Origin of the sequence: Kitasatospora sp. NPDC048298 (assembly GCF_043201465.1) — a bacterium.
In the GTDB taxonomy this organism is placed as follows: Bacteria; Actinomycetota; Actinomycetes; order Streptomycetales; family Streptomycetaceae; genus Kitasatospora.
On sequence record NZ_JBICYZ010000075.1, the window covers coordinates 23719 to 49086 of the forward strand.

Annotated in this window: 25 protein-coding genes and 1 tRNA gene; 10 read left to right on the top strand and 16 right to left on the bottom strand. The window is 72.7% G+C overall.

The features are described 5' to 3' along the window. Positions 1-245: 245 nt before the first annotated feature. Together ACGF0D_RS36690 and lanKC are read right to left on the bottom strand one after the other, a co-directional pair. Entirely contained in the window at positions 246-335 is a 90-nt protein-coding gene (locus ACGF0D_RS36690) for a class III lanthipeptide (protein ID WP_392873833.1), read from the bottom strand. A gap of 2 nt (positions 336-337) precedes the next feature. Then, on the bottom strand, positions 338-2905 hold the full coding sequence (lanKC, locus tag ACGF0D_RS36695; RefSeq protein WP_392923868.1) for a class III lanthionine synthetase LanKC: 2568 nt from the start codon (positions 2903-2905) through the stop codon (positions 338-340). A gap of 214 nt (positions 2906-3119) precedes the next feature. On the opposite strand from lanKC, the gene ACGF0D_RS36700 reads away from it, so the two are divergent. Next, a complete protein-coding gene (locus ACGF0D_RS36700; protein WP_392873839.1) occupies positions 3120-3767 on the top strand; it encodes a response regulator in 648 nt (215 codons plus the stop codon). Positions 3768-3818: 51 nt separating this feature from the next. On the opposite strand, the gene ACGF0D_RS36705 is transcribed toward ACGF0D_RS36700, so the two are convergent. The 4 genes from ACGF0D_RS36705 to mca all read right to left on the bottom strand — a co-directional run bounded on the left by ACGF0D_RS36705 (position 3819) and on the right by mca (position 7685). Beyond that, a complete protein-coding gene (locus ACGF0D_RS36705) occupies positions 3819-4745 on the bottom strand; it encodes an ArsR/SmtB family transcription factor (protein WP_392923871.1) in 927 nt (308 codons plus the stop codon). 302 nt (positions 4746-5047) lie between these two features. Continuing rightward, the gene (locus ACGF0D_RS36710) at positions 5048-6406 is read right to left on the bottom strand and encodes a sensor histidine kinase (protein ID WP_392923874.1); all 1359 of its coding nucleotides are present in this window, start codon (positions 6404-6406) and stop codon (positions 5048-5050) included. A 130-nt stretch (positions 6407-6536) separates the two neighbouring features. Further along, positions 6537-6728: a hypothetical protein gene (locus ACGF0D_RS36715; RefSeq protein ID WP_392873847.1), complete on the bottom strand. Its 192-nt coding sequence runs from the start codon at positions 6726-6728 to the stop codon at positions 6537-6539. 51 nt (positions 6729-6779) lie between these two features. Then, positions 6780-7685: a mycothiol conjugate amidase Mca gene (mca, locus tag ACGF0D_RS36720; RefSeq protein WP_392873850.1), complete on the bottom strand. Its 906-nt coding sequence runs from the start codon at positions 7683-7685 to the stop codon at positions 6780-6782. 243 nt (positions 7686-7928) lie between these two features. Here mca and ACGF0D_RS36725 point away from each other — a divergent pair, with 243 nt between their 5' ends. Together ACGF0D_RS36725 and greA are read left to right on the top strand one after the other, a co-directional pair. Beyond that, the gene (locus ACGF0D_RS36725) at positions 7929-8342 is read left to right on the top strand and encodes a DUF4307 domain-containing protein (RefSeq protein ID WP_392873853.1); all 414 of its coding nucleotides are present in this window, start codon (positions 7929-7931) and stop codon (positions 8340-8342) included. 344 nt (positions 8343-8686) lie between these two features. Next, positions 8687-9187 (top strand): transcription elongation factor GreA, encoded by a 501-nt coding sequence (gene greA / locus ACGF0D_RS36730; protein WP_392873856.1) that lies wholly within the window; start codon positions 8687-8689, stop codon positions 9185-9187. Between the two features lie 112 nt (positions 9188-9299). Here greA and ACGF0D_RS36735 read toward each other — a convergent pair whose 3' ends face one another. The 3 genes from ACGF0D_RS36735 to ilvA form a co-directional block, all read right to left on the bottom strand. Further along, positions 9300-10157, bottom strand: coding sequence for an ABC transporter permease (locus ACGF0D_RS36735; protein ID WP_392923877.1), 858 nt, complete (start codon positions 10155-10157; stop codon positions 9300-9302). 1 nt (position 10158) lies between these two features. After that, positions 10159-11220: an ATP-binding cassette domain-containing protein gene (locus ACGF0D_RS36740; protein ID WP_392923880.1), complete on the bottom strand. Its 1062-nt coding sequence runs from the start codon at positions 11218-11220 to the stop codon at positions 10159-10161. 225 nt (positions 11221-11445) lie between these two features. Then, positions 11446-12657 carry a threonine ammonia-lyase gene (gene ilvA, locus ACGF0D_RS36745; protein WP_392873864.1) on the bottom strand — a complete coding sequence of 404 codons (1212 nt, stop codon included), beginning with the start codon at positions 12655-12657 and terminating at the stop codon, positions 11446-11448. A 122-nt stretch (positions 12658-12779) separates the two neighbouring features. On the opposite strand from ilvA, the gene ACGF0D_RS36750 reads away from it, so the two are divergent. Then, on the top strand, positions 12780-13262 hold the full coding sequence (locus tag ACGF0D_RS36750; RefSeq protein WP_392873867.1) for a MarR family winged helix-turn-helix transcriptional regulator: 483 nt from the start codon (positions 12780-12782) through the stop codon (positions 13260-13262). Positions 13263-13284: 22 nt separating this feature from the next. Here the strand turns inward: ACGF0D_RS36750 and ACGF0D_RS36755 are convergent, their stop codons facing one another. Continuing rightward, a complete protein-coding gene (locus ACGF0D_RS36755) occupies positions 13285-14439 on the bottom strand; it encodes a cystathionine gamma-synthase (RefSeq protein WP_316526555.1) in 1155 nt (384 codons plus the stop codon). A 238-nt stretch (positions 14440-14677) separates the two neighbouring features. Between ACGF0D_RS36755 and msrA the strand changes: the two genes are divergently transcribed. Further along, on the top strand, positions 14678-15343 hold the full coding sequence (gene msrA / locus ACGF0D_RS36760) for a peptide-methionine (S)-S-oxide reductase MsrA (RefSeq protein WP_392874271.1): 666 nt from the start codon (positions 14678-14680) through the stop codon (positions 15341-15343). Position 15344: 1 nt separating this feature from the next. Further along, positions 15345-15482 carry a hypothetical protein gene (locus ACGF0D_RS36765; RefSeq protein WP_392873870.1) on the top strand — a complete coding sequence of 46 codons (138 nt, stop codon included), beginning with the start codon at positions 15345-15347 and terminating at the stop codon, positions 15480-15482. Between the two features lie 99 nt (positions 15483-15581). Here ACGF0D_RS36765 and ACGF0D_RS36770 read toward each other — a convergent pair whose 3' ends face one another. The 3 genes from ACGF0D_RS36770 to ACGF0D_RS36780 all read right to left on the bottom strand — a co-directional run bounded on the left by ACGF0D_RS36770 (position 15582) and on the right by ACGF0D_RS36780 (position 19360). Next, a complete protein-coding gene (locus ACGF0D_RS36770; RefSeq protein ID WP_392873873.1) occupies positions 15582-16853 on the bottom strand; it encodes an Ig-like domain-containing protein in 1272 nt (423 codons plus the stop codon). 200 nt (positions 16854-17053) lie between these two features. Next, positions 17054-17392, bottom strand: coding sequence for a hypothetical protein (locus ACGF0D_RS36775; protein ID WP_392873876.1), 339 nt, complete (start codon positions 17390-17392; stop codon positions 17054-17056). 567 nt (positions 17393-17959) lie between these two features. Then, the gene (locus ACGF0D_RS36780) at positions 17960-19360 is read right to left on the bottom strand and encodes a cystathionine beta-synthase (RefSeq protein ID WP_392873879.1); all 1401 of its coding nucleotides are present in this window, start codon (positions 19358-19360) and stop codon (positions 17960-17962) included. Positions 19361-19577: 217 nt separating this feature from the next. On the opposite strand from ACGF0D_RS36780, the gene ACGF0D_RS36785 reads away from it, so the two are divergent. From ACGF0D_RS36785 to ACGF0D_RS36795, 3 genes are all read left to right on the top strand, one after another. Beyond that, positions 19578-20648, top strand: coding sequence for an SGNH/GDSL hydrolase family protein (locus ACGF0D_RS36785; RefSeq protein ID WP_392923883.1), 1071 nt, complete (start codon positions 19578-19580; stop codon positions 20646-20648). 63 nt (positions 20649-20711) lie between these two features. After that, entirely contained in the window at positions 20712-21932 is a 1221-nt protein-coding gene (locus ACGF0D_RS36790; RefSeq protein WP_392873885.1) for an acetyl-CoA C-acetyltransferase, read from the top strand. 290 nt (positions 21933-22222) lie between these two features. After that, the gene (locus tag ACGF0D_RS36795; protein WP_392873888.1) at positions 22223-23164 is read left to right on the top strand and encodes a hypothetical protein; all 942 of its coding nucleotides are present in this window, start codon (positions 22223-22225) and stop codon (positions 23162-23164) included. Between the two features lie 113 nt (positions 23165-23277). On the opposite strand, the gene ACGF0D_RS36800 is transcribed toward ACGF0D_RS36795, so the two are convergent. From ACGF0D_RS36800 to ACGF0D_RS36810, 3 genes are all read right to left on the bottom strand, one after another. Next, complete coding sequence (locus ACGF0D_RS36800) at positions 23278-23658, bottom strand: hypothetical protein (RefSeq protein ID WP_392923886.1); 381 nt, start codon at positions 23656-23658, stop codon at positions 23278-23280. Between the two features lie 87 nt (positions 23659-23745). Beyond that, the gene (locus tag ACGF0D_RS36805) at positions 23746-24618 is read right to left on the bottom strand and encodes a Bax inhibitor-1/YccA family protein (RefSeq protein WP_392923889.1); all 873 of its coding nucleotides are present in this window, start codon (positions 24616-24618) and stop codon (positions 23746-23748) included. A 137-nt stretch (positions 24619-24755) separates the two neighbouring features. Beyond that, positions 24756-24837: transfer RNA gene (locus ACGF0D_RS36810), tRNA-Leu, on the bottom strand. Positions 24838-25093: 256 nt separating this feature from the next. Here ACGF0D_RS36810 and ACGF0D_RS36815 point away from each other — a divergent pair. Further along, positions 25094-25368: ATP-binding cassette domain-containing protein (locus ACGF0D_RS36815; protein WP_392923891.1), on the top strand; the 275-nt coding region annotated here is incomplete at its 3' end.

Below are 25368 nucleotides of genomic sequence, written 5' to 3' on the forward strand. Positions count from 1 at the left end.
CTCGTCGAGCTCCTGAAGCGCCAGGACGTCGGCCATCACGGTCACCTCCTCTCGTCATCACACCGGAACACGGCACCGGGCCGCAGGGACCAGGGGATCAGCAGCTGAACACGCTGTACGAGCTGAACGGGGCGTCGACGACGATCTCCTCGTCGAGCTCCTGAAGCGCCAGGACGTCGGCCATCACGGTCACCTCCTCTCGTCATCACACCGGAACACGGCACCGGGCCGCAGGGACCAGGGGGTCAGCAGTGGAACGCGCTGACCGAGCTGAACGGGGCGTCGACGACGATCTCCTCGTCGAGCTCCTGAAGGGCCAGGATGTCGGCCATCACGGTCACCTCCTCTCGTCGTCTCGCCGGGACGGGGTACCGGGCTCGGCCCGCTCCGGCGTCCACCCGCGGCTGGGGTGGGCACCGGGGAGCAGGCACTGCCCGGGGCTCTTGGCGGCAGCCAGCGCCAGCAGGGCGCCGGCGGAGCCGGTGGCCAGGTCGGTCGAGAGCCGGATCAGCTGGTCCCCGTGCAGGACACCGCCGTCCTGCTGCGGGGCCAGGTGCAGCTCCAGCAGCCGGAGTTGCTCCTCCGCCTCGGCCCGCCAGTGCGGCAGGCGGGCGGCGACCTGGAACAGGGTGTAGACGAGCCCGGCGCGGCCGTTGAACAGCCCGCCCTGGACGACCACACGGACCGCACCGGCCCGGGCCGCGGCCTCCAGCACCCGTTCGGCGCCGAGGGCTTCGGCCTGGACGGAGGGCAGGGCCAGGACGGCGAGCGCCACTCCGGCCGAGCCCTCCGCGAGGTACGGCAGCAGCCGGCCCGAGCTGTGCATCTGGAGCATGTCGTCGACCAGCCGGCCGTGCCGTAGGTCGCAGCGGACGGCCCGTTCGGCGGCCTCGACCCAGGACGTGTCACCGGTGAGGGCTGCGCAGCGGGCGAACAGCACTGCCGGCCCCGACCAGCCGCGCAGCAGCCCCGGCCGGTCCAGCAGCCCGGCCTCGCCGATCCGGCCGGCGGCCTTGGCGGCCAGCCCGAGCGCCTCGTCCGTCGCACCGGCCTCCAGCAGCAGGTGGGCGACGCCCGTCAGGCCGCCGTAGAGGCCTGGTGAGGCGGGCAACGGGCCGGCCAGCAGCCGGTCCACCACGTTCGGGGCGTCCGGGTGCCCGAGCCGGTGGAACAGCCAGCCGGCGCCGGCCAGCCCGTCGTACAGTCCGACCGGAGTGTCGGCCGGGGCGCGCCGCACAGCGGCGGCGAGCCAGTCCAGCTGCGCCTCCCCTGGTGCGACTCCGGCCAGGTGCCGGGCGAGCAGCACGCCGGAGGAGCCGTACGCCAGCCCGAGCGCACCGCCGGGGCGCAGCCCGGCCACGTCGCCGGGGTGGAGGCGGTCCTCCCGCTCCGGGGTCGCCGCCCCGTCGATGCCGCGCAGCAGGGACGCGACCGTGAGCTCCGCCCCGGCCTCGGCCGCGGGCCGGTCCCCGAGGTGGGGCCGCAGCGCCGGGGAGAGGGCGAGCCGCTTCGTCATCCGCTCGACGAAGTCGGCGGGCACCGTCGGGAAGGACTCCGCGACGAGGTCCAGCAGCCCGGTGACGACGGCCGGGTTGCGCCGGGTCAGCGTGGTCAGCGAGACGAGGGCGGCGAGCTGGCAGCAGCCGAGCGCGAACAGGTCGGCCTCACGGGCGTCCGTGATCGCCGGGTCGGTGAAGCCGGGGGCGCCGAGGGTGCGCCGGCGCGGGGTGTCCAGCGGCGTCGCGAGCTCGAAGTCGATCAGGGCGACGGTGCCATCCGGGCGGACCATGATGTTGCGGTGGTGGAGGTCCCCGAACGCCACCCCCTCCCGGTGCAGCGCCGCGACGCACTCCTCGACCAGCGCGAGCCGCGTGACCGCGAGCCCCGCGAAGTCGGCCAGGGCGCGGGCGTCCGGCCGGTGCCGGGTGAGCGGGTACTCCCGGCCCAGCCAGGCGTTGAGGGACTCGCCGGGGATGTACTCCATCACCAGGTAGTGGTGCTCCCAGCTGGTGAAGTACTCGTACAGCTCCGGCACGAACGGCAGGTGACCGACCCGTTCCAGGACGTCCCGCTCGACCAGCAGCCGGGCCACCGCGTCCGTCTCCGAGGCGTCCAGCCCGGCGTGCGGGCGGGCCTCCTTGATGACGACCCGTCGGCCGCCCTCGTCCTCGGCGAGGTAGACCCCGCCGGCGTTGGAGAAGTGCAGCGCCTTGACCACCCGGTAGCGGCCGAGGCCGGCTCCCGCGCCGGCGGCGGCCGCGGCGATCCGCTCGGCCAGGAAGTCCGGGGTCGTGGCCCACTCGGGGACGGTGAAGCGCGGACGCCGCGCGTCCGGCACCAGCCGGCCGTCCGGATCCTTCACCGCGGGCACCCTGGTGCCGTCCGGCAGCTCGCACCACATCAGGGCGAAGCCTCCGTAGCGCACCGACACCGGACCCTGGTTCCACCGCAGGTCGGACAGGACGTACGGGCCGGGGCGGCCGCCGAGGGCCCCGTCCAGCTCGGCGAGGACGGTCTCCAGCTCCGCGGCCATCCGCGGATAGACGGTGACGACCTTGCCGCTGGCGGACCGGTCGGCGTACTTGGCGTTCGTCACCGCGACCACCAGCCGGCTGCGCAGGTACTTCCAGGGCAGCCCGAGCCGGCGGCAGACCCGCCAGACCGTCTCGATCGTCTCCTCGGCGGTCTCGGGCGTGGCGCTGACGTGGACCTTCCAGCCCTGTTCCGGCAGCTGCGGGGCGCCGGGCGGTGCCAGCACCTCCCACACCCCCTGGGTGCGGCCGTGCCAGCCCTCGGGCAGCACGCCCCCGCCCGGAGCGAACCGGGAGTCCCGGTCGTCACACCGCTCCAGGGCGTCGTACCACACCGGATCGGCTATCGCATACGACTCGTACTTCGCGTCCACTTCGCCGCTCGCCCCCTTTCGAATATTCGCTGAACGGAATTCCGGTTTCCACCGGAACTTTCGAAGCCCCGGCTTCCCGTTCCGACAGGAACCATCCTTCCCCGACGCCTCGTCATGTGACAACAGTGTTAAGTGGGAACTGAATCCGACGCATACCAGGCGGAATCCAGGCCTTCACTTCGGGGCCGCCGAAAACCCGTGCGATCATGACGCCATGAAGACGCGTGTCGTGATCGCCGACGACCAGGCGAGCGTCCGCCAGGGATTCCGGCACATCCTGGCGGCCCAGCCCGACATGGAGGTCGTGGCCGAGGCTGCGGACGGCCTGGAGGCCATGGACGCCGTCCGCGCCCTGCGGCCGGACGTCCTGCTGGTCGACATCCGGATGCCGGGGCTGGACGGACTGGAGGTCACCCGCAGACTGGCCGGCATCACCCCGGAGGTGAAGGTCGTCGTGGTGACCACCTTCGACCTCGACGAGTACGTGCACACCGCGCTGCGCAACGGCGCCTGCGGCTTCCTGCTCAAGCACTCGGGGCCCGCGCTGCTGGCCGAGGCGATCCGCTCGGCGGTGGTCGGCGACTCGCTGATCAGCCCGCAGATCACCACCCGCCTGCTGCACCACTTCACCGGCCCGCGCCGGGTCGACCGCTCTCCGGTCGAGCCGCTGACGAGCCGCGAGGAGGAGATCGCCGTCCTGGTCGCCGAGGGGCTGACCAACGCCGACATCGGCGCCGAGCTGTTCATCTCGCTGAGCACCGTCAAGACCCATCTGGCCAACCTCCAACGCAAGTTGAAGGCCCGCAACCGGGTGGGCATCGCCACCTGGGCCTGGGAGTCGGGACTGGCCGAGCGCACCTGACCGGGCTCGCCCGAGCCGACCCGCCCGACACCGTCCGCACGACCCCCTTCCTCACCGCAGCGCCCGCCGACGGCCCTCGACCCAGCGCGGGGCGGCGCCACCCGGAGACCGGCCCTCCCCGCCCGACGGGGCCTCACCGCGCAGCAGCGCCCGCCCCAGCGGGGTGACGGTGTGCAGCACGCCGTTGCCGCAGCGCCGGGTGTCGATCAGCCCGGCCGCCCGCAGCACGGAAGTGTGCTGGCTGACCGCCGAGGCCGTCACTCCGAGCCGGTCCGCCAACTCGCCGGTGGTACAGCCGTCCAGCACGGCATGGAGGGCCGCCGCCCTGGTCCGGCCGACCAGCGCGGCGAGCGGCTCGCCCCCGCCGCGGCGCGCGGACTCCGCCGCCTCCGGCGCACCCACCGGCGCCGGGCGGCCGCCCCGCTCGGGACGCATCGCGAAGAGCAGTGTCGGAGCCTCCTCCGGCTCCCCCCGCCGCGGCCGGAGCAGCACCCCGGCGCCCTGCAGGAAGAGCGACGGGGCCAGCCGCAACCCCCGCCCGTCGAGGGTGAGTTCGATGTCCCGTTCGGCGGGGACCTCCAGCACCGGGGCGTTCCAGCGGATCTTCGGGTGCAACGTGCCGAGCAACGCGTCCACCCCGCCGCGGCCGGCGATCTGGCGGCGGACGTCCCGCTCCGCCTCCAGCCGGGCCCGGACGTCCGGCCAGCAGGGCCGCAGCGCCACCTGGTGGAACTCGCGGACCGCCGCGGCGACATCGGCCCGCTGGACCACCGACTCGGCACCCCGGCCGGACGACACGATCCGGCCATTCGCCCACACCCGCAATACGTCCCGGAAACCACCGTTGGATCCCGAAAGACGCCGCAGCCGCTCCGCCAGCACCGGCTGCCGCGCCAACTGCCCGCGGACGGCCCGCTGCCAGGGGCGGAAGAATTCCCCACCGCTCCGCCACGCCTCCAGCGCCAGCACCGCCTCCATCTCCTGTTCGACATTTCCAGCAATTCGTACACGAGCCAGATCTTCGGCAGACATGGTAATGCGAATCACAGGCCGATCCCCCGCTCGGGATTCTTTCGTCGGGACGGCTCAGGGGAACCCCGCACCCTGATCGCCGCACCGACATCCTTGCCCGCCCGCCGAGCGCGTCGCCATCGGCCGATCGGCCCATTTGATCGTTCCGAACGCCGAACCGGCCGCCGCCGGATGTGCCGAATGGCCTGGATCAGCCCGTCGACAGGCTCGAAACCGCCGTCGGACCGGGACTGCGGGACTCCGACCGGTCAGCCCCCGAGACCGGCCACGCCCTCCGTCGGCAGCACCGCGGCGACCCGCCAGCCGCCCTCCGGCCCCGGTCCGGCGGTCAGCTCACCACCGGCCGCCTCCACCCGCTCCCGCAGGCCCGCGAGCCCGAAGCCGCCGCCCTCCCGCTCGGTCCCGCCCAACGCGCCGCCGACACCACCCTCATCGGGCGAACCCGCACCGGACGAGCCCCCTGCCCCGCCCGGCAGCCCGTCGTCGGTGACCGTGACCCGCAGCGCCGCCCGCCCGCCGTGCCGGGCCGGGCCGACCTCGATCGCCACCTCCCCGGCCGCGGGCGCGTGCCGACGGACGTTGGTCAGCGCCTCCACCACCAGCCGGTAGCCGAGCCCGCTGATCGCCTCCGGCACCGCCGCCAGTTCGGCCTCCGACGGAGCCTCCAGCCGCACCCGCGCGGAGCCGCTGCGGGTGAACCGCTCGGCCAGCGCGGGCAGTTCGCTCAGGTCGCGGCGCAGACTGCGCGCCCCGGGCCCGCCCGCCGCCGCCCGTCCGGAACCCCGGCCCGGCCCCCGCTCCGCCACCGCAGCATCAGCCGCAGCCGCCCCGAACCGCCCACGCGGCTCCGGATCGGCGTCGTCCGCCGCGAAGACCTGCACGGTCCGGTCCATCGTGACCAGCGCCTGCCGCCCGGCCGCCTCGATCCCCGCCAGCAGTTCGACCACCTGTCGGGGGTCCTGCCGGGCCAGCACCTGCGCGGCCTGAGCCAGCACCACCACCCCGGTGACGTCGTGCGCGGCGAAGTCATGCAGGTCGCGGGCCAGGTCCAGGCGCTGCGCCCGTCGTTCGGCCGCCACCGCCGCCCGGGCCCGGGTGTCCATCGAGCGCAGGTAGCAGCCGACCCCGACCACCGCGCAGGACAGCAGCGCCGAGGTCAGGCAGAGCTTGGTGATCGCCCCGGGCGGGGCCGGCGGCTCGGCCCAGACCCCGATCCGCATCGGCACCAGTGCCGCCGTCGCGACCAGCAGCGCGCCGAGGCCGAACGCCGTCGCCGCCGGGGGCCGACGCACCGCGGGGACGATCGGCACGAGCAGCGCGACGGTCTCCAGCAGCCACCAGTTCTCGATGCTGCCGGACACCGGCCCGCGGTATCCGGCCGTCACCAGCAGCGACACGGCGCAGGCGACCAGCACCGAGGGGCCCACCGCACCGAGCCGGCCCGGGGCCCAGAGCGCCGGGAACAGCCCGGCGAGCACCCCCACCGCACCGGACCCGACGATCAGCGGCCCCGGGTCCCCCAGCCCCGCCGCCGCGGCCGCCAGCACCCCCGCCGCCGCCGTTCCGTACCCCGCCCTGCGCACCACGGTGTGCCACGACCACGTCATGGTTCGGGATCCTACGAAGCCGGACGGCCCGCCAGGGCGGGTACGGCGAACCGGCCGAGGCCCGTCCGGTGAACCGGCCGGGCCGTGTCCGACGAACCGGAGGCCGGCCCCGTGGGACCGGCCCGCCGGCTCACTCCTTCGGAGCCTCCGGCTGCTCGACGAAGTCGACCTTCTTGAACTGCTTGTTCATCGACTTGGCCAGGAACCAGGTCGCGACGCCGAGGGCGGCGAAGACGACGAAGCCGAGGAGGCCGGGGGTGACCTTGGCGTCGTCGACGGCGAGGTCAGCGGCGAGCTGGACGAGGTTCACGGAGGCACTCATATCTCTATGGTGGCCCGGCTCACGGGGAGCCGGGCCATCGGGGGGGGTGGTTCAGTCGCGCGTGTCGGCGGCCTCGACCGCCAGGGTGGGCGTGCGCAGGCCGGCGAACAGGTCGTCCTCCGGCAGGTCCACGTCGACCAGGGTACGGCTGAGCTCGTAGTCCTCGGTGGGCCAGACCTCGCGCTGGACCTCCAGCGGGACGCGGAACCACGGGCCGTCCGGGTCGATCTGGGTCGCGTGGGCGATCAGCGCGCGGTCGCGGGTCTCGAACCAGTCGTCGCAGCGGACCCGGGTGGTGATCTCGCGCTCCTTGCGGCCGCTCTTCTCCCAGCCCTCGATCCACTCGCCGTACGGCGACTCGTGGCCGTGCTCGGTGAGGTACGTGTGGAGGGCCCGGATGCGGCCCATCGGGAAGCCGTGGTTGTAGTACAGCTTGAGCGGCTGCCAGGGCTCGCCGGCCTCCGGGTAGGCGTCCGGGTCGCCCGCGGCGTCGAAGGCCAGCATGGTGATCTTGTGGGTCATGATGTGGTCCGGGTGCGGGTAGCCGCCGTTCTCGTCGTAGGTCGTGATGACCTGCGGCTTGAACTCGCGGATCAGCCGGACCAGCGGCTCCGCGGCCTCCTTGACGTCCTGGAGGGCGAAGCAGCCCTCGGGCAGCGGCGGCAGCGGGTCCCCCTCGGGCAGGCCGGAGTCCACGAAGCCCAGCCAGGCCTGCTTGACGCCGAGGATCGCCCGCGCCTCGTCCATCTCCTTGCGGCGCACCTCGTGGATGTTCTCCTCGACGTACCGGTCCCCCTGGAGCTTGGGGTTGAGGACCGACCCGCGCTCGCCCCCCGTGCAGGTGGCCACCAGCACGTCCACGCCCTGCTCGACGTACATGGCCATGGTGGCCGCGCCCTTGCTGGACTCGTCGTCCGGGTGGGCGTGCACCGCCATCAGTCGCAACTGCTCAGTCAACGCCTTGCGTTCCTTCCACACTCGTCGGGCGTTCCGCGAAGTCCGGGTCTGCCCACCGTACGAACCGCTCACTTCGGGACCGCGTCGCCGCGGGGCCGGGCCGCGGAACGTCGCCGCCGCGGCCGAGCCCTGCCCCCGCCGGACCGGCCGCGGGCGTGCCCCTCCTATAGTGACGGACTGGAGGAGCGTCGCATTCCCCCGCACCACCCGCGCGGCCCCTCCCCCAGGAGAGGACGGAGTCCGATGAGTGCAGACACCACCGCCACCGGTCTGCCCGAGGGGCGATACGGCCGCGGCGGCGACCGCGACTCGGACCGCCGCCTGAAGGTGATCGGCGCGGTCTGCGGCGTGCTCGGCCTGGGCCTGATCGCCTGGCTGGGCGGCTCCTACATGCTGCGCGAGTCGAAGATCAACGGCTCGGTGCCGACCTTCCAGGTGCTCTCCGACTCCGAGGTCCAGCTGCACCTCACCGTGCGCAAGGGCGACGGGCAGGCCGGCACCTGCACCGTGCGCTCGCAGGGCGACGACCACGGGGTGGTCGGGGTGGCCGACTTCCCGGTCCCGGCGGCCGGTTCCAGCTACGACGCGGTGGTCACCCTGCGCACCACCTCGCGCGGCACCACCGCCGAGCTGCTGGGCTGCACCCCGACCGAGTAGTGCTCCCCCGGGCAGCGCGCCCCCGCCGGGCGCCGCGCCCGGGCCGGACAGTGCGCCCCGGGCGGCGCACCCGCCTCCGGCGGCACGCATATCCGATCCGGAGAGCGGGCATCCGTAGAGGGTCCCGCACTCCGTTGCCGTACACCGCGGCGCAACGCCACCGTCAATGACGCGTGAACGCCCCTCCCGCTTGTCAGCAGGACTTGTTAGGCTCGTGGTTTCGCCCCTTCCGCACCGGATGGTACGGGAGCGGGCGTTGCTTTGTAGTTGAGACCGATATCACCACCGACCCCTGCTGACGACTCACACCCTCAGCACAGCCCCAGCACCTACGAGGAGCACCCGTGACCCAGACCAGTGAGAACGTGACCTGGCTCACTCAGGCCGGCTACGACCAGCTCAAGGCCGAGCTGGAACACCTGACCGGGCCCTGGCGCATCGAGATCGCCCAGAAGATCGAGGCGGCGCGCGAGGAGGGCGACCTCAAGGAGAACGCCGGCTACCACGCGGCGAAGGAGGAGCAGGGCAAGTACGAGCTGCGCATCCGCCAGCTGACCCAGCTGCTGGAGCGCGCCAAGGTCGGCGAGGCCCCGGCCGACTCGGGCGTGGTGGCCCCGGGCATGGTCGTCACGGTCGCCTTCGACGGCGACGAGGACGACCTGATGGAGTTCCTGCTGGCCTCCCGCGAGGTCGCGGGCGCCGACGACCTGGACGTCTACTCGCCGCAGTCCCCGCTGGGCCGCGCCATCGACGGCAAGCGGATCGGCGACGAGGCCACCTACGAGCTGCCGAACGGCAGGCCGGCCATGGTGAAGATCGTCAAGGTCGTACCGCACGCCGGCTGATCCGGCCGCACACGACCCGAGGGCGGCCGCGGAAGTCCAGTACTTCCGCGGCCGCCCTCCGGCGTTCCGGGCGGGCCGCCCCGAGGAACGGCCCGCTCCGAACGCCTCCCGGTCAGGCGCTGGAGGAGCGGTACTTGCGCACCGCCAGCCAGGAGAACACCGCGGTGATCACGACCGACCACAGCACCGACACCAGCGCCGCGTGCTGCATCGGCCATGCGCTGTCCACCGGCCCGACCTGGTTGCCGAACAGCACCCGGCAGGCCTGCACGGTGGCGCTGAACGGGTTCCAGTACGCGATCCCCTGGAGCCAGCCCGGCATCGAGGTGACCGGCACGAAGGCGTTGGACACGAAGGTCAGCGGGAACAGCCAGATCAGCCCGGCCGAGGTGGCCGCCTCGGGGCTGCGCACCGACAGGCCGATCAGCGCGCCGATCCAGGAGAAGGCGTAGCCGAGCAGGAGCAGCAGGCCGAAGGCGGCGAGCGCGTTGAGCAGGCCGTCGTGGATCCGCCAGCCGACCAGCAGCGCGACCATCGCCAGCACCACCAGGATGAACGCGGTCTGGCACAGGTCCGCCAGGGTGCGGCCGACCAGCACCGCGGACCGGGCCATCGGCAGCGAGCGGAACCGGTCCACCAGCCCCTTGCTCATGTCCTCCGCGATGCCCGCCGAGGCGCCGGCGACGGCGAAGGTGACGGTCTGGGCGAAGATGCCGGCCATCAGGAACTGGATGTACGTGTCCGAGCTGGAGTCGGTGCCGGGGATCTTGATCGCCCCGCCCATCACGTACGAGAACAGCAGCACGAACATGACCGGCTGCATCAACCCGAAGACCACGATCTCCGGGATGCGGGTCATCCGGCGCAGGTTGCGCTTGGCGACCACCCAGGAGTCGTGCAGGGCGGCGGCGATCCCCCGGCGCTGCCTGGGCATCGCCGGGCCGATGGCGTGCTCGGTGGCGGTGCTCATCTCAGCTCTCCTTCCCGGCCGCGACGGCCTGCTTGTCCGGCTCCGGCCCGCCCGGCCCACCCGGGCCGTCCTGGCCCCGGCCGCGCGCCTTGCGGTCGGCGCCGCCCTCCTCCTCGGACCGCTCCTCGGCGACGTGGCCGGTGAGGGTGAGGAAGACGTCGTCCAGGGTCGGGCGGCGCAGCCCGATGTCGTCGATCTCGATCCCGCGGGAGTCCAGTTCGCGGATCGCGTCGGCGAGCACCCGGGCGCCGCCGCTGATCGGCACGGTGATCCTGCGGGTGTTCCGCTCCACCGTCGGCTCGCTCAGCGCGTAGCCGGACAGCGCGGCGACGGCGTCGCCGACCAGGCCGGGCCGGTGCACCACGACCTCGATCCGCTCGCCGCCGATCTGCGCCTTGAGCTGGTCTGCGGTGCCGCGGGCGATCACCCGACCCTGGTCGACCACCGCGATGTCGTGGGCGAGCCGGTCGGCCTCCTCCAGGTACTGGGTGGTGAGCAGCAGCGTGGTGCCCTGCTCGACCAGCGTCTCGATGACCTCCCAGAGCGCGAGCCGGTTGCGCGGGTCGAGACCGGTGGTCGGCTCGTCCAGGAACATCACCGGCGGCCGGACGACCAGCGCGGCGGCGAGGTCCAGGCGCCGGCGCATGCCGCCGGAGTAGGTCTTGGCGGTGCGGTCCTTGGCCTCGGTGAGGTTGAACCACTCCAGCAGCTCCAGCGCGCGGGCCTTCGCGGCGCGGTTGCTCATCTGGTAGAGCTCGCCGACCATGGTGAGGTTCTCGAAGCCGGTCAGGTACTCGTCGACCGCCGCGTACTGGCCGGACAGGCCGATCAGGCTGCGGACCCGGTTGGGGTGCTTGAGCACGTCGACCCCGGCGACCACCGCGCGGCCGGAGTCGGGGCGGAGCAGGGTGGTGAGGACCCGCACGGTAGTGGTCTTCCCGGCGCCGTTGGGGCCGAGCAGCCCGAGCACCGTTCCCTCGGGGACGTCGAGGCTGACCCCGTCCAGGGCTCGTACGTCGCCGAAGGTCTTCACCAGGTTCTCGGCTTGGATGGCTGGCGCCATGGCCTTGCCTCATCTCCTCGGACGTATGGGGCGATCTGTCCCACTCTGCTCCGTTTCCGGGCACACGGGCGACCCGATTCTCGACCCGTGGGACTCGAACGCGATGTATCGCGAGTCTTCCAGTACGCGATATATCGCGTCAAGGGACGGAGTCCAGGACCGAGCGCAGAACGGCGTGCAGGACGGAGCCCGGCCGGAGTGCGGAGCGGAGTCCGGGGACGGAGCTCAGTCCGAGACCACGTACCCCGCGTCCCGCAGCTCCCCGACCACCAGCGCGCAGTGCTCCGGCCCCTTGGTCTCCAGGTGCAGGTCCACCTCGACCTCGGTCAGCCCCAGCCGCGGGTCGATCCGCACGTGCGCCACGTCCAGCACATTGGCGTCCACCCTGGTCAGCACGGCCAGCAGGTCCGCCAGCGCACCCGGCTTGTCCGCCAGCCGCACCCGCAGCGACAGGTAGCGCCCGGCCGCCGCCAGCCCGTGCCGCAGCACCCGCTGCATCAGCTGCGGGTCGATGTTGCCGCCGGACAGCACCGCCACCACCGGGCCCTCGAAGGAGTCCGGCCTCTCCAGCAGCGCCGCGATCGGGGCCGCCCCGGCCGGCTCGACCACCAGCTTCAACCGCTCCAGTCCGAGCAGCAGCGCCCGCGACAGCGCGTCCTCGGAGACCGTGCGGATGCCGTCGGCCAGCGTGTTGACCACCTCGAAGGGGATGTCGCCGGGGCGCCCGACCATGATCCCGTCCGCCATGGTGGCGAAGTGCTCCAGCGACACCGGCCGCCCCGCCGCCAGCGAGGGCGGGTACGCGGCCGCGCCGGCCGCCTGCACCCCGATGACCCGCACGTCCGGCCGCAGCGGCTTGACCGCCGCCGCGATCCCGGCGAGCAGCCCGCCACCGCCCACCCCGACCAGGATGGTGCGCACCTCCGGGCACTGCTCCAGGATCTCCAGCCCGACGGTCGCCTGGCCGGTGACCACGTCCCAGTGGTCGAAGGGGTGGATGAACACCGCGCCGGTCGCGTCCGCGTACCGCTGCGCCGCCCGCAGGGCCTCGTCCACGGTGGCACCGTGCAGCCGCACCTCGGCGCCGTAGTCCCGGGTGGCCGCGACCTTCGGCAGCGGCGCCGCGACCGGCATGAACACCGTGGAGCGCACGCCGAGCAGCGAGGCCGCCAGCGCCACGCCCTGGGCGTGGTTCCCGGCGCTCGCCGCCACCACCCCGCCGGCCCGCTGCACCGGCGAGAGTCCCGCGATCCGCACGTACGCCCCGCGCAGCTTGAAGGACCCGGTGCGCTGGAGGTTCTCGCACTTCAGGTGGACCGGCGCGCCGATCAGCCCGGAGAGGTGCCGGCTGCCCTCCATCGGGGTCACCCGGGCTACCCCGGCGAGCATCTTCTGGGCGCCGCGGACGTCGTCAAGGGTGATCGGCCAGGTGTGCATGGCGCCAGACTACGGGCGCGGGCGACGGCAATCCGGAATGCCGGGCCTGTTCCCGGGCCCGCCCGGCCCGCGTACCCTGCTGCTCCTGAGCCTTCCTCACCGCACGACGATCGTGAGCCGCGATGACGACGACCTCGCCCCAGGCCACCGACCGCACCGACCCCGTGCACACCCAACTCCAGTACCAGCTGGCGGTGTTCGCCCGCCGCATGGAACAGGTCCGGACCTCCGGCGGCGGGGTCGGGGCCCTGGACCGGGCCGCCTACCTGCTGCTCGACCGGCTGCAGCGGCACGGGCCGGCCAACGTCAAGGCGCTGGCCGAGTCGCTGGGGGTGGACTCCTCCACGGTGACCCGCCAGGTCGCCCCGCTGGTCGCGGCCGGGCTGGTCGGCCGGGTGCAGGACCCGGCCGACCGCCGTGCCGTACGGCTCGCGCTGACCTCGCGCGGCCTCGACCGGCTCGCCGAAGTCCGCGACGGCCGGGCCGAGTTGACGCGCCGCCTGGTGGACGGCTGGCCGCCGGAGGAGCAGCGCGTGTTCTGCGCCCTGCTGGCCCGCTTCAACCTCGCGATGGAGTCGTACACGGCGGACCAGCAGGGGCAGTGAGGGGCCGCGGCCCCGTACAGGCTCAGCCCAGCGCCTGCTTGAGGTCGGCCAGCAGGTCGTCGATCGACTCGATGCCGACCGAGACGCGCACCAGGTCGGACGGCACCTCCAGCGGCGAGCCCGCCGCCGAGGCGTGGGTCATCCGGCCCGGGTGCTCGATCAGCGACTCGACGCCGCCGAGCGACTCACCGAGGGTGAACAGCTGCGCGCGGTTGCAGACCTCGACGGCCGCCTCCTCGCCGCCGGCGACCCGGAACGAGACCATGCCGCCGAAGGCCTTCATCTGCTTGGCCGCGATGTCGTGGCCGGGGTGCTCGGGCAGGCCCGGGTAGAGCACCTGGCTGACCTTCGGGTGGCTCGCCAGCAGCTCGGCGACCTTCTCGGCGTTGGCGCTGTGCCGGTCCATCCGGACACCCAGCGTCTTGATGCCGCGCAGCACCAGCCAGGCGTCGAACGGGCCGGAGACGGCGCCCATCGCGTTCTGGTGGTACGCGACCTCCTCGCCGAGGGCCGCGTCGGCCAGCACCAGCGCACCGCCGACCACGTCGGAGTGGCCGCCCATGTACTTGGTGGTGGAGTGCACGACCGCGTCCGCGCCGAGCGAGATCGGCTGCTGGAGGTACGGGCTGGCGAAGGTGTTGTCGACCACCAGCAGCGCGCCGGCGCCGTGCGCGATCTCGGCGAGCGCGGCCAGGTCGGTGATGCCCAGCAGCGGGTTGGAGGGGGTCTCCACCCACACCGCGCGGGTGTTGGGGCGCAGCGCCTCGCGGACGGTGGCCAGGTCCTGGGTGTTGGCCACGGAGAACTCGACGCCCCAGCGGGTCAGCACCTTGGCGAACAGCCGGAAGGTGCCGCCGTAGGCGTCGTTGGGGATCACGATGTGGTCGCCCGGCTTGAGGATGGTGCGCAGCAGGGTGTCCTCGGCGGCCAGGCCGGAGGCGAAGGCGAGGCCGCGGGCGCCGCCCTCCAGTGCCGCGAGGCACTCCTCCAGCGCGGTGCGGGTCGGGTTGGCGCTGCGGCTGTACTCATAGCCGCCCCGCAGGCCGCCCACCCCGTCCTGCTTGTAGGTGGACACCTGGTAGATCGGCGTGACGACGGCCCCGGTCTGGGGGTCTGCTTCCTGACCCGCGTGGATGGCGAGAGTCTCGAAGCCCTGAGGAAGCTGGTGCTCGGTCATGGGTCCGAGCCTAGTGGGCGAATGCCGTCACGCCCGCCCGAACCGTGAAGCGGGGTGAACCCGCAGGTGGGAGCGGGTGCGCCGCGGGCCGGAACCGCGGTGCGCGGGGCCCCCGGTCTCCCGGCCTCCGCGCAGCGGGCCCGACCGCCCGAACGGCCCGCACGGCCGCTCCCGGAATCCGGGGGCGGCCGTGCGCGTTGCACACTGCGCCAGGTTCCCCGACCCGCTGGAGCAGGCCGTGCTGTTCAACCGCCACAAGACCTCGCTCGTCCCCGCCGACCAGGCGCTGCCCGGCCGGCCCTCCCCGGCCTTCACCCTCACCGAGCCGCACACCGTACTCGGGCACCCGCTGCCCGGCCCGTACCCGCAGGGCCTGGAGGTGGCCGACTTCGGGCTGGGCTGTTTCTGGGGCGCCGAACGCACCTTCTGGCGGCTGCCCGGCGTCTGGACGACGCTGGTCGGCTATCAGGGCGGCCACACCCCCAACCCGACGTACGAGGAGGTGTGCAGCGGGCTGACCGGGCACACCGAGGCGGTCCGGGTGGTGTACGACCCGGCCGTGATCTCCTATGAGCGCCTGCTGAAGACGTTCTGGGAGGCCCACGACCCGACCCAGGGCAACCGTCAGGGCAACGACGTCGGCACCCAGTACCGCTCCGCCGTCTACACCCACTCCCCCGCCCAGGCCGAGGCCGCCGCGGCCACCCGGGACGCCTTCCAGCCGTCACTGACCGCGCTCGGTTACGGCCCGATCACCACCGAGATCGCCCCGGCCGGCCCGTTCTTCCCGGCCGAGCCGTACCACCAGCAGTACCTGTCGGAGGCCAAGAACCCCAACGGCTACTGCGGCCTGGGCGGCACCGGCGCCTCCTGCCCGATCGGCGTGGCCCGCACCCAGGGCTGACATGGACGACGGCCGGGAGTGCGAGGTGGGCCCCGGTGACTTCATGCTCTGCCCGCCCGGGCACGACGCCTGGACGGTGGGCCCGGAGGCCTGTGTGATCGTCGACTGGCAGGGCTTCGCGGACTACGCGAAGCGCTGAGCGCCACCGGGCACCGCCGTTTCGCACCCGTCCCGCTCCCCGGGTGGACCGTGGGATCCGGTCCCACCCGGGGAGTCGTTCGTACCGGGTCCGGCGGGGTCAGACGGCGCTGCCGGCCTTCCAGGCGGACCAGCTCATGTTCCAGCCGTTCAGGCCGTTGTCCGGGGCGACCGCCTTGTCGCCGGAGTTCACGACCTCGACCACGTCGCCGACCATCGAGGACCTGTAGAACTTGAAGCCGTCGGCGCCGGTGTCCTGGGCGCCCTTGGTGTCCTGGAGGCCGATGCAGCCGTGGCTGGTGTTCTGGCCGCCGAAGATCGACGGCGAGGACCAGTAGTTGCCGTGGATGAAGGTGCCCGAGGTGCTGAGGCGCTGGGCGTGCGGCACGTCCGCGATGTCGTACTCGCTGCCCAGGTTGACGGTCTGCGAGTTCATCCGGGTCTGGGTGTACTGCTCGGAGATCACCATCTTGCCGCCCCAGGTGGTGTGCTCGGGCGAGCCGCCGGAGATCTTGTAGACCGCGCTGACCTGACCGTCGGTGGTGACGGTGAGCTTCTTGGTGGCGAGGTCGGCGACGCTGGTCTGGGCGCGGCCGATGGTGAAGCCGACGTCCTTGGACTGGGTGCCGTAGACGCCCTTGGCGCCCTCGACGTCCTTGAGCCTGAGCTTGAGGGTGACCTTGGTGCCCTTGGCCCAGTACTCCTGGGGCCGGAAGTCGAGCCGGGTGCTGGAGAACCAGTGACCGACGATCTCGACGCCCGGCTCGGCTATGACCGTGATCGCCTGCTGGACGCTCTTGCGGTCGGTGATCGGCTTGCTGAAGTTGATCGAGACCGGCATGCCGACGCCGACCGTCGAGCCGTCCTCGGGGGTGAAGTAGCCGACGAAGGTGTTGGCCGGGGTCGCCGTGGTGAAGACGGCGTTGGAGTCCGCCTCCAGCTTGTCCTTGTCGAAGGCGGTGGCGGCGACGGTGTACTTGGTACCGCTGGCGGGGGCGGCGGCCGAGGTCCAGCCGGTGCCGTCGGCGGAGAGCTGGCCCGCCAGCTCCTTGCCGGTGGTGTCGGTGACCTTGACGCTGCTCAGGGTGCCGTTGGCGACGGTGACCTTGACCGGCTCGCTGAAGCTCGCGGAGGCGGCACCGTCGGCCGGGCTGACGGTGATGACCGCGGCCGAGGTCTTGGGGGCGCTGCTGCTCGCGCCGCTCGGGGTGCCGCCCGAGCCGCCGGAGCCGCTGCCACCGCCGCTACCGCTGGCGCTGTTGTCGTTACAGGCCGCCAGCAGCAGTACGGGCGCGCCGATCAGTCCCGCGAGGACCCCGCGCCGACTCCAGCCGCTTCCGGCCGCCCGCCCCTGACCTTCCCGTGCCGTCACGTCGCGTCTCCCTGCTGATCATCCCGGGCATTACGGATACAGAAACGCAATCCACCCGTTCACGGTTCCAACATCGAAGGGTAAGCGATCGTATGAGATGACCCAACTTCCCGATGAACAGGGACGAAACGCCCGGCCCGCGAGGCGGACCGGGCGTTCACGTGCGGTGACGGCGGGCGCCGTCACCCGACGGCTTCGTCCTACTCGGCGGACTCGTCCACCTGGTACTCGTCCCACTCCTCGCTGTCCGGGTCGAACTCGGTCTGCGCCGACTCCCAGGTCGCCGAGGCGAGCTCCACGCCGGGCACGTCGCCGAGCAGCGCGACCGGGTCGATGAAGTGGGCGAGCGAACCCGACGGGTCCACCTCGATGGCCTCGACGGACTGGGCGCGCTCCTCGTCGTCGAGGTACTCGTCCGCGGTGACCGCCTCCAGGGCGGCCGCCTTGAGCGCGCCCTCGTCGGTGATCTCCGCGATGAGCTCGATCTTGACCCGGACGTAGCGCGGGGTGTCCTGGTCGGTCGTTTCAGTGCTGGTCATGCGTGCGAGCGTACGGGACGACCGCGCCCGGCGTGGTGCGCGGGCGGCCGCCCGGAGCACACCCCGCGCGCCCGGCGCGAACGGCGCGAACGGAAGGGGCCGGTCCCTCGGAGAAGGACCGGCCCCACCGTTCCCCGCCGGGGCTCCCCCACCCGGGAGCCACGGGGACACGCGCCGTGCGGCGCGGTGCTGCCGCGGGAGCCGCCGCACCCTGTCAGCCGGCCGGGGCCGGGCAGGGGCGGGACGACGGCGCCTCCCACGGCGGAGGACACAGCGACCGGGTCAGGGTCACCCGGTGTGTCCGGAGCCGACCGCCGCCGCCGGGGAGCCGCTCCCGGACGGTTGCCGTCGCCTCACTCGGCGTCCTGCCGTTGACCACCACGATGCCCGAGCCTTGTTAACCACGTGCTGCGGGCAGGTGACGCCGGTGTACCACTTCCCCCGTGGACGAATCCTCCGCATCCGTCCACGGCGGGACGGCGGTGACGGAGCATCGGCGACGGGCGGCGGCGGGGCAGCGGTCGGCGAGCGACGGGGCAGCGGACGGCGGACGGCGGTGACGCCGGGTCAGTGCTGGCCGCGACCGGTCAGGAAGCCCAGCAGGTCCTGGCGGGTGACGATGCCCTGCGGCTTGCCCTCGACCAGCACGACGGCCGCGTCGGCCTTCTCCAGCACGGTCATCAGGTTGGTGACGGTCTCGCCCGAGCCGACCACCGGCAGCGGCTTGGACATCACCTTGTCCAGCGTGTCGGTGAGCTCGATCTCCTTGGCGAAGATGCCCTCCAGCAGCAGCTTCTCCACCACCGAGCCGATCACCTCGCCGGCCATGATGTCCGGGTGCCCGGCGCCCGGGGAGACCACCGGCATCTGCGAGACGCCGTACTCGCGCAGCACCCGGACCGCCTCGGAGACCGTCTCGTTCGGGTGCATGTGGACGAACTGCGGGACGCCGCCCTGCTCCATGGACTCCTTGCGGGCCAGCACCTCGCCGATGTGCGCCTCGTCGGTGGACGAGGGCAGGAAGCCGTAGTCGGCCATCCAGTCGTCGTTGAAGATCTTCGACAGGTAGCCGCGGCCGCCGTCCGGCAGCAGCACCACCACGACGTCGTCCGGCCCGAGCTCCTTGGCCACCTCCAGCGCGGCCACCACGGCCATCCCGCAGGAGCCGCCGACCAGCAGGCCCTCCTCCTTGGCCAGGCGGCGGGTCATCTGGAACGAGTCCTTGTCGGAGACGGCGACGATCTCGTCCGCGACGTTGCGGTCGTAGGCGGTCGGCCAGAAGTCCTCACCGACGCCCTCGACCAGGTACGGCCGGCCGGTGCCGCCCGAGTAGACCGAGCCCTCCGGGTCGGCACCGATCACCTTGACCTTGCCGCCGGAGGCCTCCTTCAGGTAGTTGCCGGTGCCGGAGATGGTGCCGCCGGTGCCGACGCCCGCCACGAAGTGGGTGATCTTCCCGTCGGTCTGCTCCCACAGCTCCGGGCCGGTGGAGTGGTAGTGCGAGGCCGGGTTGTCCGGGTTGGAGTACTGGTCCGGCTTCCAGGCGTTCGGGGTCTCCCGGACCAGGCGGTCGGAGACGTTGTAGTAGGAGTCCGGGTGCTCCGGGGCGACGGCGGTCGGGCAGACGACCACCTCGGCGCCGTACGCGCGCAGGGTGTTGATCTTGTCGGTCGAGACCTTGTCCGGACAGACGAAGATGCACTTGTAGCCCTTCTGCTGGGCCACGATCGCCAGGCCGACGCCGGTGTTGCCGGAGGTCGGCTCGACGATGGTGCCGCCGGGCTTGAGGGCGCCCGAGGCCTCGGCGGCCTCGATCATGCGCATCGCGATGCGGTCCTTGACCGAGCCGCCGGGGTTGAAGTACTCGACCTTCGCCAGCACTGTCGCGCTGATGCCCTCGGTGACCTTGTTCAGCTTGACCAGCGGCGTGTTGCCGACCAGGTCGATGATCGAGTTGTGGTACCGCACGGGGGTCCTCCCGGTCTGTGGGCGTGCGACTGCTTTTCGGTACTGCAAAGCCTAGGGCGTGACACCCGTCCCTCGGCTCCCCTCTTTCACACCTCCCCCAATGGCCCACCCCCGTCGGCGCCCCGGGTAGTCCCGCCCCCCGCGCGGGTAAGAGCGCTGTGCAGGCAACGCCGTGCCTCCGCGGGGGGGCGGCAGGAGCACGTGAAGGGGGCACCGGATGCCAGGGGCACGGGACTCGCGGGCCCGGGTGGCCCGTCGGATCGCCACCGCGGCGGCCTACGGCGGCGGCGGTCTCGGACTGCTCGGGGTGGGCCTGGTCGGCCTGCTGCTGACCGAGAGCAAGCTCGCCATCCAGGCCATCGGCGTCCTGGAGACCCAACCGCCCAAGGCCGACGGCGTCTACGGGGACGCCTTCGCCGACCGCGCCGTCGGCCCGCAGGCCCCGCTCGTGCTGGCCGTCCTCGGCGACTCCACCGGCGCCGGCCTGGGCGTGGCCCGCTCCGGCGAGACCCCGGGCGCCCTGCTCGCCGCCGGCCTCGCCTCGGTGGCGGAGCGCCCGGTGCGGCTGGTCAACGTGGCCCGCTCCGGCGGCCGCTCCGCCGACCTCTCCGGCCAGCTGGAGCAGGCGCTGCCGCACCACCCGGACGTCGCCGTGATCATGGTCGGCGCCAACGACGTGACCCGGCACAGCCCGGCCCAACTGGCCGTCCGCCAGCTCGGCGAGGCCGTCGCCGCCCTGCGCGCCAACGGCTGCGAGGTGGTCGTGGGCACCTGCCCCGACCTCGGGACGATCAAGCCGGTACGGCCGCCGCTGCGCTGGGTGGCCCGCCGGCTGAGCCGGCAGCTGGCCGCCGCGCAGACCATCGCGGTGGTGGAGGCGGGCGGCCGGACGGTCTCGCTGGGCTCGCTGCTGGGCCCGGAGTTCGCCGCGCGCCCGGAGATGTTCGCCGCCGACCGCTACCACCCCTCGGCCCAGGGCTACGCGACCGCCGCGATGGCGGTGCTGCCCTCGGTCTGCGCCACGCTCGGACTCTGGCCCGAGGAGGAGCGCCCGGCCGCGGCCGTCCCGGGCACCTCGGTGCTGCCGGTCGCGGTCGCGGCGGCCGCGGCGGCCGACCGGGAGGGCACCGAGGTGGCGGCCGTACCGACGGAGGGCGCGGGCCGCCGCTGGGCCCAGTTGAGGCACCGGCTGCGGATCGGCCCGCCCGGCCCGGAGGGCGGGAAGGAGGCCGGTACGCCCCCCGGGAACACGTCGGCCAGCTCACACGCTGGTACGGGTGACGCCTGATCTACCAGGCGGTAACTTTCCTCCCGGACGTCAGGTCCGCCGTCACCCAGCGAGGAGCCCGTCATGCCCGAAGCCGTCATCGTCAGCGCCGCCCGTTCGCCGATCGGCCGGGCCTTCAAGGGCTCGCTCAAGGACGTCCGCCCGGACGACCTGACCGCCCACATCATCCAGGCCGCCCTGGCCAAGGTGCCCCAGCTCGACCCGCGCGAGATCGACGACCTGATGCTGGGCTGCGGCCTGCCCGGCGGCGAGCAGGGCCACAACCTGGCCCGCATCGTGGCCGTCCAGATGGGCATGGACTACCTGCCCGGCGCCACCATCACCCGCTACTGCTCCTCCTCGCTCCAGACCACGCGGATGGCGCTGCACGCGATCAAGGCCGGCGAGGGCGACGTCTTCGTCTCGGCCGGCGTGGAGACCGTCTCGCGCAGCGTGAACGGCACCTCGGACGGCCTGCCCGGCACCATGAACCCGATCTTCGACGAGGCCCAGGCGCGCACCAAGAAGCGGGCGGAAGAGGGTGGCGGCGAGTGGCACGACCCGCGTGAGGACGGGCTGCTGCCGGACGCCTACATCGCGATGGGCCAGACCGCCGAGAACCTGGCCGCGCTCAAGGGCATCACCCGCGCCGAGCAGGACGAGTTCGGCGTCCGCTCGCAGAACCTCGCCGAGGCCGCCATCAAGGCCGGCTTCTGGGAGCGCGAGATCACCCCGGTGACGCTCCCGGACGGCACCGTGGTCAGCACGGACGACGGCCCGCGCGCCGGCGTCACCCTGGAGGGCGTGGCCGGCCTGAAGCCGGTGTTCCGCCCCGACGGCACCGTGACCGCCGGTAACTGCTGCCCGCTGAACGACGGCGCGGCCGCGCTGGTCATCATGTCCGACACCAAGGCCCGCGAGCTCGGCATCACCCCGCTCGCCCGGGTGGTCTCCACCGGCGTCAGCGCGCTCTCCCCCGAGATCATGGGCTACGGCCCGGTCGAGGCCTCCAAGCAGGCGCTCAAGCGGGCCGGCCTGACCATCGACGACATCGACCTGGTCGAGATCAACGAGGCCTTCGCGGCCCAGGTGATCCCCTCCTACCGCGACCTCGGCGTCGACCTGGACAAGCTGAACGTCAACGGCGGCGCGATCGCGGTCGGCCACCCCTTCGGCATGACCGGCGCCCGGATCACCACCACCCTGATCAACTCGCTGCAGTGGCACGACAAGCAGTTCGGCCTGGAGACCATGTGCGTCGGCGGCGGCCAGGGCATGGCGATGGTCATCGAGCGCCTGAGCTGACCCTCCGGACACCCTCCGAAGGGTCTGGACCACCCATTTGGAGTGACGCAGCGTAATTGAGGGCCGAATCACACCGCGAGGTCGATCCGGCCCTCATTTCTTTCGTTTTCCGCCCGGAAATCGACACTGCGGAGCGGATCAACTCCACTGCGTAGAACGGTGTTACCTAACAATTTGGGGACAAGAGCGAAAGTCCTGGACGAATTGGACATTCGCCACTGCGGTAACAGCCCCGCATGCGGCAGTGTGGACACGTAACCCCGTTCCGCTCCTCGCTAGGAGTACGTTCCGTGAGCGCCGTCTACACCATCCTGCTACTGATCCTGATCACCGTGTCGACCGCCGTGCTGCTCCACCTCCGCGGACTCTCCCGCCGACTGGACGCGCAGGCCGCGGCCCCGACCGCGGCCGCCCCGGTGGACGAGGCCGCGATACGCCGGGCCGTCACCGAGGCGCTCGCCGCCGACCGTGAGCGGGAGATCACCGAGGCCCGGGCGTTCTGGGCCGAGCAGGAGGCCCGCGCGGCCGAGGACGCGCCGCTGTTCGACTCGCCGTTCTCCGGCGCGTTCTCCGGCACCGACGAGTGGCCGCTCTTCTTCCCCCGCCCCACCGGCCCGCAGGACGCCGTCGACAACGCCGGGACGATGGACCCGGAGTTCGGCGAGGCGCTGCGCTCCGCGCTGGAGGACCTGATCAACGAGGGCGGCGGCACCGCCCCCGCCGAGCCCGCCACCGAGGGCGGCATGCCGCTGCGCCCCGGCCACCCGGTCGGCGAGACCAAGGACGCCCGGGCCCGCCGCGAGGCCGACCTGCTGGCCACCGGCCTGGAGGCCGGGCTGCTGGACGCCGACCCGGCCGTCGAGGAGGCCCCGGTCGCCATGCCCGACCCGCGCCGCCACCCCTCGCACCCCGACTTCGTGCCCAGCCAGGCGCCGTCCCGGGAGTGGACCGACGGCCGGCTGGCCACCCTCGCCGAGGAGGCCGTCGCCCTGATCGACGTCCGCCCGGGCCCGCTGGGCACCCTGGACGTCTACGCCTTCGCCGACGGCACCACCCTCTGCGTGGCCCCGGGCGACCGGGAGGCCGCCTACCGGCTGATCGACGCGGTCCGCGCCGGCGAGCACGTCCGGCTGCTCGGCGGCTCGCGCTTCTCCGGCTCGTACTCGCTGACCTTCTCCACCGACGAGGAGGCCGTCTACGTGCTCGCCGACCGGGTGGTCGCCAGCATCTGACAGCGGCTCACCAGCACACCAGCCCAGCAGCGCGCAGCAGGCAGGCCGAAGGCCGGCCGGGTCACGGGGTTACCGACCCGGCCGGCCTTCGGCCTGTACGCGCTCCCGGGGACTCAGCCGCAGAGCGCCGCCGTCTCCCGCACCGCGTCCACGGCCGCGGCCAGCACCTCGGCCGCCGCCGGCCCGTCCGGCAGCGCCACCCGCGCGCCCTCCGGCAGCGCCGCCAGCGCGGTCGCCAGGTCGTGCCCGGCGACGGCCAGCTGGTCCCCCACTGCGAAGGCCCCGGCGTCCGGGAAGTCCCGCCGCGGGCCGCCCTCCGCCGCCGCGGCCAGCCCGGCCAGCCGCCGCGCCAGTTCCAGCGCGGCCGCCGCCCGCGAGGCGTGCCCGGGCACGGCGCCCTGCAGCTTGCTCTGCGGCAGCGAGCGGAAACGATCCGCCAGTTTGTCGACGGCTTCGACCAGGGGATCCACGTCCAGGGGCTCTACGTCATGCATGGACAGGAGCCTAGGCCAGAAAGCCGCCGGGCCCCGGAGCGAGTCGCTCCAGGGCCCGGCGGCAGTGGTTCACGGCGGGAGGGACCGTCAGTCGTCGCCGCGCAGGATCGCGATCAGGCGCAGCATCTCCATGTAGATCCAGACCAGCGAGAGGGTCAGCCCGAAGGCGGCCCGCCACGACTCGCGCTGCGGGGCGCCCTGGGCGATGGCCTCCTCGATCGCCGCGAAGTCCAGCGACAGGAAGAAGGCGCCCAGGCCGATGCCGATCAGGCCGACCACGATGCCCAGCGGACCGGAGCGCAGCCCCATGTCGGCGCCGAAGGCCATCGCGATCACGTTGACCAGCATCAGCAGCACGAAGCCGAGGGCGATCGAGATGCCGATCCGCTGGTAGCGGGCGGTGACCCGGATCCTGCCGCTCTTGTAGGCGAACAGCATGGCCCCGAAGACCGCCGCCGTGCCCAGCACCGCCTGGATCACGATGCCGTTCAGCATGGTGTTGAAGGCGTGCGAGACGGCACCCATCGCGAAGCCCTGGAGGGCCGCGTACGTCAGGATCAGCGGCGGGCTGACGCTGCGCTTGAAGGAGACCACCAGGCCGACGACCATGGCCACCAGGCTGGCGGCGATCGCGAAGCCGAAGTTCTCGAACGGCAGCGCGAACCAGGCCACCGCACCGGCGACGACCAGCGTCAGCAGCGTCATGGCGGTGCGGGCGACCACGTCGTCGAGCGTCATCCGCCCGGTGGCGGCCGGCCCGGCCGACGGACCGTTGTACAGCTCGTAGAGCTGTTCGTCGGTCATCGGGGCCTGACCCTGCGGCTGCTGGGCGTAGGGCGTCCCCGCGTAGGGGTTGTTGCCGTACGGGCTCCCGGCCTGTGCGGTGTTGCCGAACCCTGCGTAGCCGGAGTCGCGGGTGAAGGACCCCTCCCGCGAGAAGACCGGGTTGCTGCTTCTCATTGCTCATTCCCTCCGTGGCGGCACTGCACCGCCCCGTACAAGGGTAATGGCTTGGCAAAAATTCCGGGATACGCCGCGAGGAGGATCCGTGAACAACGACCGGCGGGGACGCCGTCGCGCCCCCGCCTGGTGATCGGTGCCCGGAGCCGGACTCGAACCGGCACGGCCTCGCGGCCAAGCAGTTTTAAGCTGCCCGTGTCTGCGTTCCACCATCCGGGCGTCTGCGAAACCACCCTGAGCCTAGTCTCCCGACTCACCCTTTCGCATGTTCCCAGCCCCGGAAGTTGTCATGTTTCCTTGCCATCTGACGAACTGTCCGGGATTCGGCCACGAAGGATATCCGTTCCGGCCATCCGTTCCGCATCAGGGTCCACGTCATACCGCAGGAGGAGGGGCCAACCCCTCCCGTACGCCCAGCGGTGGTAGGGCCAACCGTCCGGCGGAGCGACGCAAGACCATGATCACGTCGCGGAACATGGAGGTACAAGTCCACGAGTACGACGAGCACAAGGAGCCTCCCGTGACCACGCCGACCGCAACCGCCGTCCACACCGGCCTGGCGGCCGCCCGAGCCACCGGTCTGAACAAGGTCTACGGGGAGGGGGAGACCCGCGTCGTCGCCCTCGACAACGTCAGCGTCGCCTTCCCCCAGGGCGAGTTCACCGCGATCATGGGCCCGTCCGGCTCCGGCAAGTCCACCCTCATGCACTGCATGGCCGGCCTGGACACCGTCACCTCCGGCTCCTCCAC

Excerpts from the sequence above, each read along its gene's own strand:
- ACGF0D_RS36790 (WP_392873885.1), top strand. The coding sequence starts at position 20,712 with ATGCCCGAAGCCGTCATCGTCAGCGCCGCCCGTTCGCCGATCGGCCGG.
- ACGF0D_RS36750 (WP_392873867.1), top strand. The coding sequence starts at position 12,780 with ATGACGACGACCTCGCCCCAGGCCACCGACCGCACCGACCCCGTGCAC.
- ACGF0D_RS36805 (WP_392923889.1), bottom strand. The coding sequence starts at position 24,618 with ATGAGAAGCAGCAACCCGGTCTTCTCGCGGGAGGGGTCCTTCACCCGC.
- ACGF0D_RS36765 (WP_392873870.1), top strand. The coding sequence starts at position 15,345 with ATGGACGACGGCCGGGAGTGCGAGGTGGGCCCCGGTGACTTCATGCTC.
- ACGF0D_RS36740 (WP_392923880.1), bottom strand. The coding sequence starts at position 11,220 with ATGGCGCCAGCCATCCAAGCCGAGAACCTGGTGAAGACCTTCGGCGAC.
- ACGF0D_RS36710 (WP_392923874.1), bottom strand. The coding sequence starts at position 6,406 with ATGACGTGGTCGTGGCACACCGTGGTGCGCAGGGCGGGGTACGGAACG.
- ACGF0D_RS36785 (WP_392923883.1), top strand. The coding sequence starts at position 19,578 with ATGCCAGGGGCACGGGACTCGCGGGCCCGGGTGGCCCGTCGGATCGCC.
- ACGF0D_RS36755 (WP_316526555.1), bottom strand. The coding sequence starts at position 14,439 with ATGACCGAGCACCAGCTTCCTCAGGGCTTCGAGACTCTCGCCATCCAC.
- ilvA (WP_392873864.1), bottom strand. The coding sequence starts at position 12,657 with ATGCACACCTGGCCGATCACCCTTGACGACGTCCGCGGCGCCCAGAAG.
- ACGF0D_RS36800 (WP_392923886.1), bottom strand. The coding sequence starts at position 23,658 with ATGCATGACGTAGAGCCCCTGGACGTGGATCCCCTGGTCGAAGCCGTC.
- ACGF0D_RS36705 (WP_392923871.1), bottom strand. The coding sequence starts at position 4,745 with ATGGAGGCGGTGCTGGCGCTGGAGGCGTGGCGGAGCGGTGGGGAATTC.
- ACGF0D_RS36715 (WP_392873847.1), bottom strand. The coding sequence starts at position 6,728 with ATGAGTGCCTCCGTGAACCTCGTCCAGCTCGCCGCTGACCTCGCCGTC.
- ACGF0D_RS36735 (WP_392923877.1), bottom strand. The coding sequence starts at position 10,157 with ATGAGCACCGCCACCGAGCACGCCATCGGCCCGGCGATGCCCAGGCAG.
- ACGF0D_RS36700 (WP_392873839.1), top strand. The coding sequence starts at position 3,120 with ATGAAGACGCGTGTCGTGATCGCCGACGACCAGGCGAGCGTCCGCCAG.
- ACGF0D_RS36725 (WP_392873853.1), top strand. The coding sequence starts at position 7,929 with ATGAGTGCAGACACCACCGCCACCGGTCTGCCCGAGGGGCGATACGGC.
- ACGF0D_RS36775 (WP_392873876.1), bottom strand. The coding sequence starts at position 17,392 with ATGACCAGCACTGAAACGACCGACCAGGACACCCCGCGCTACGTCCGG.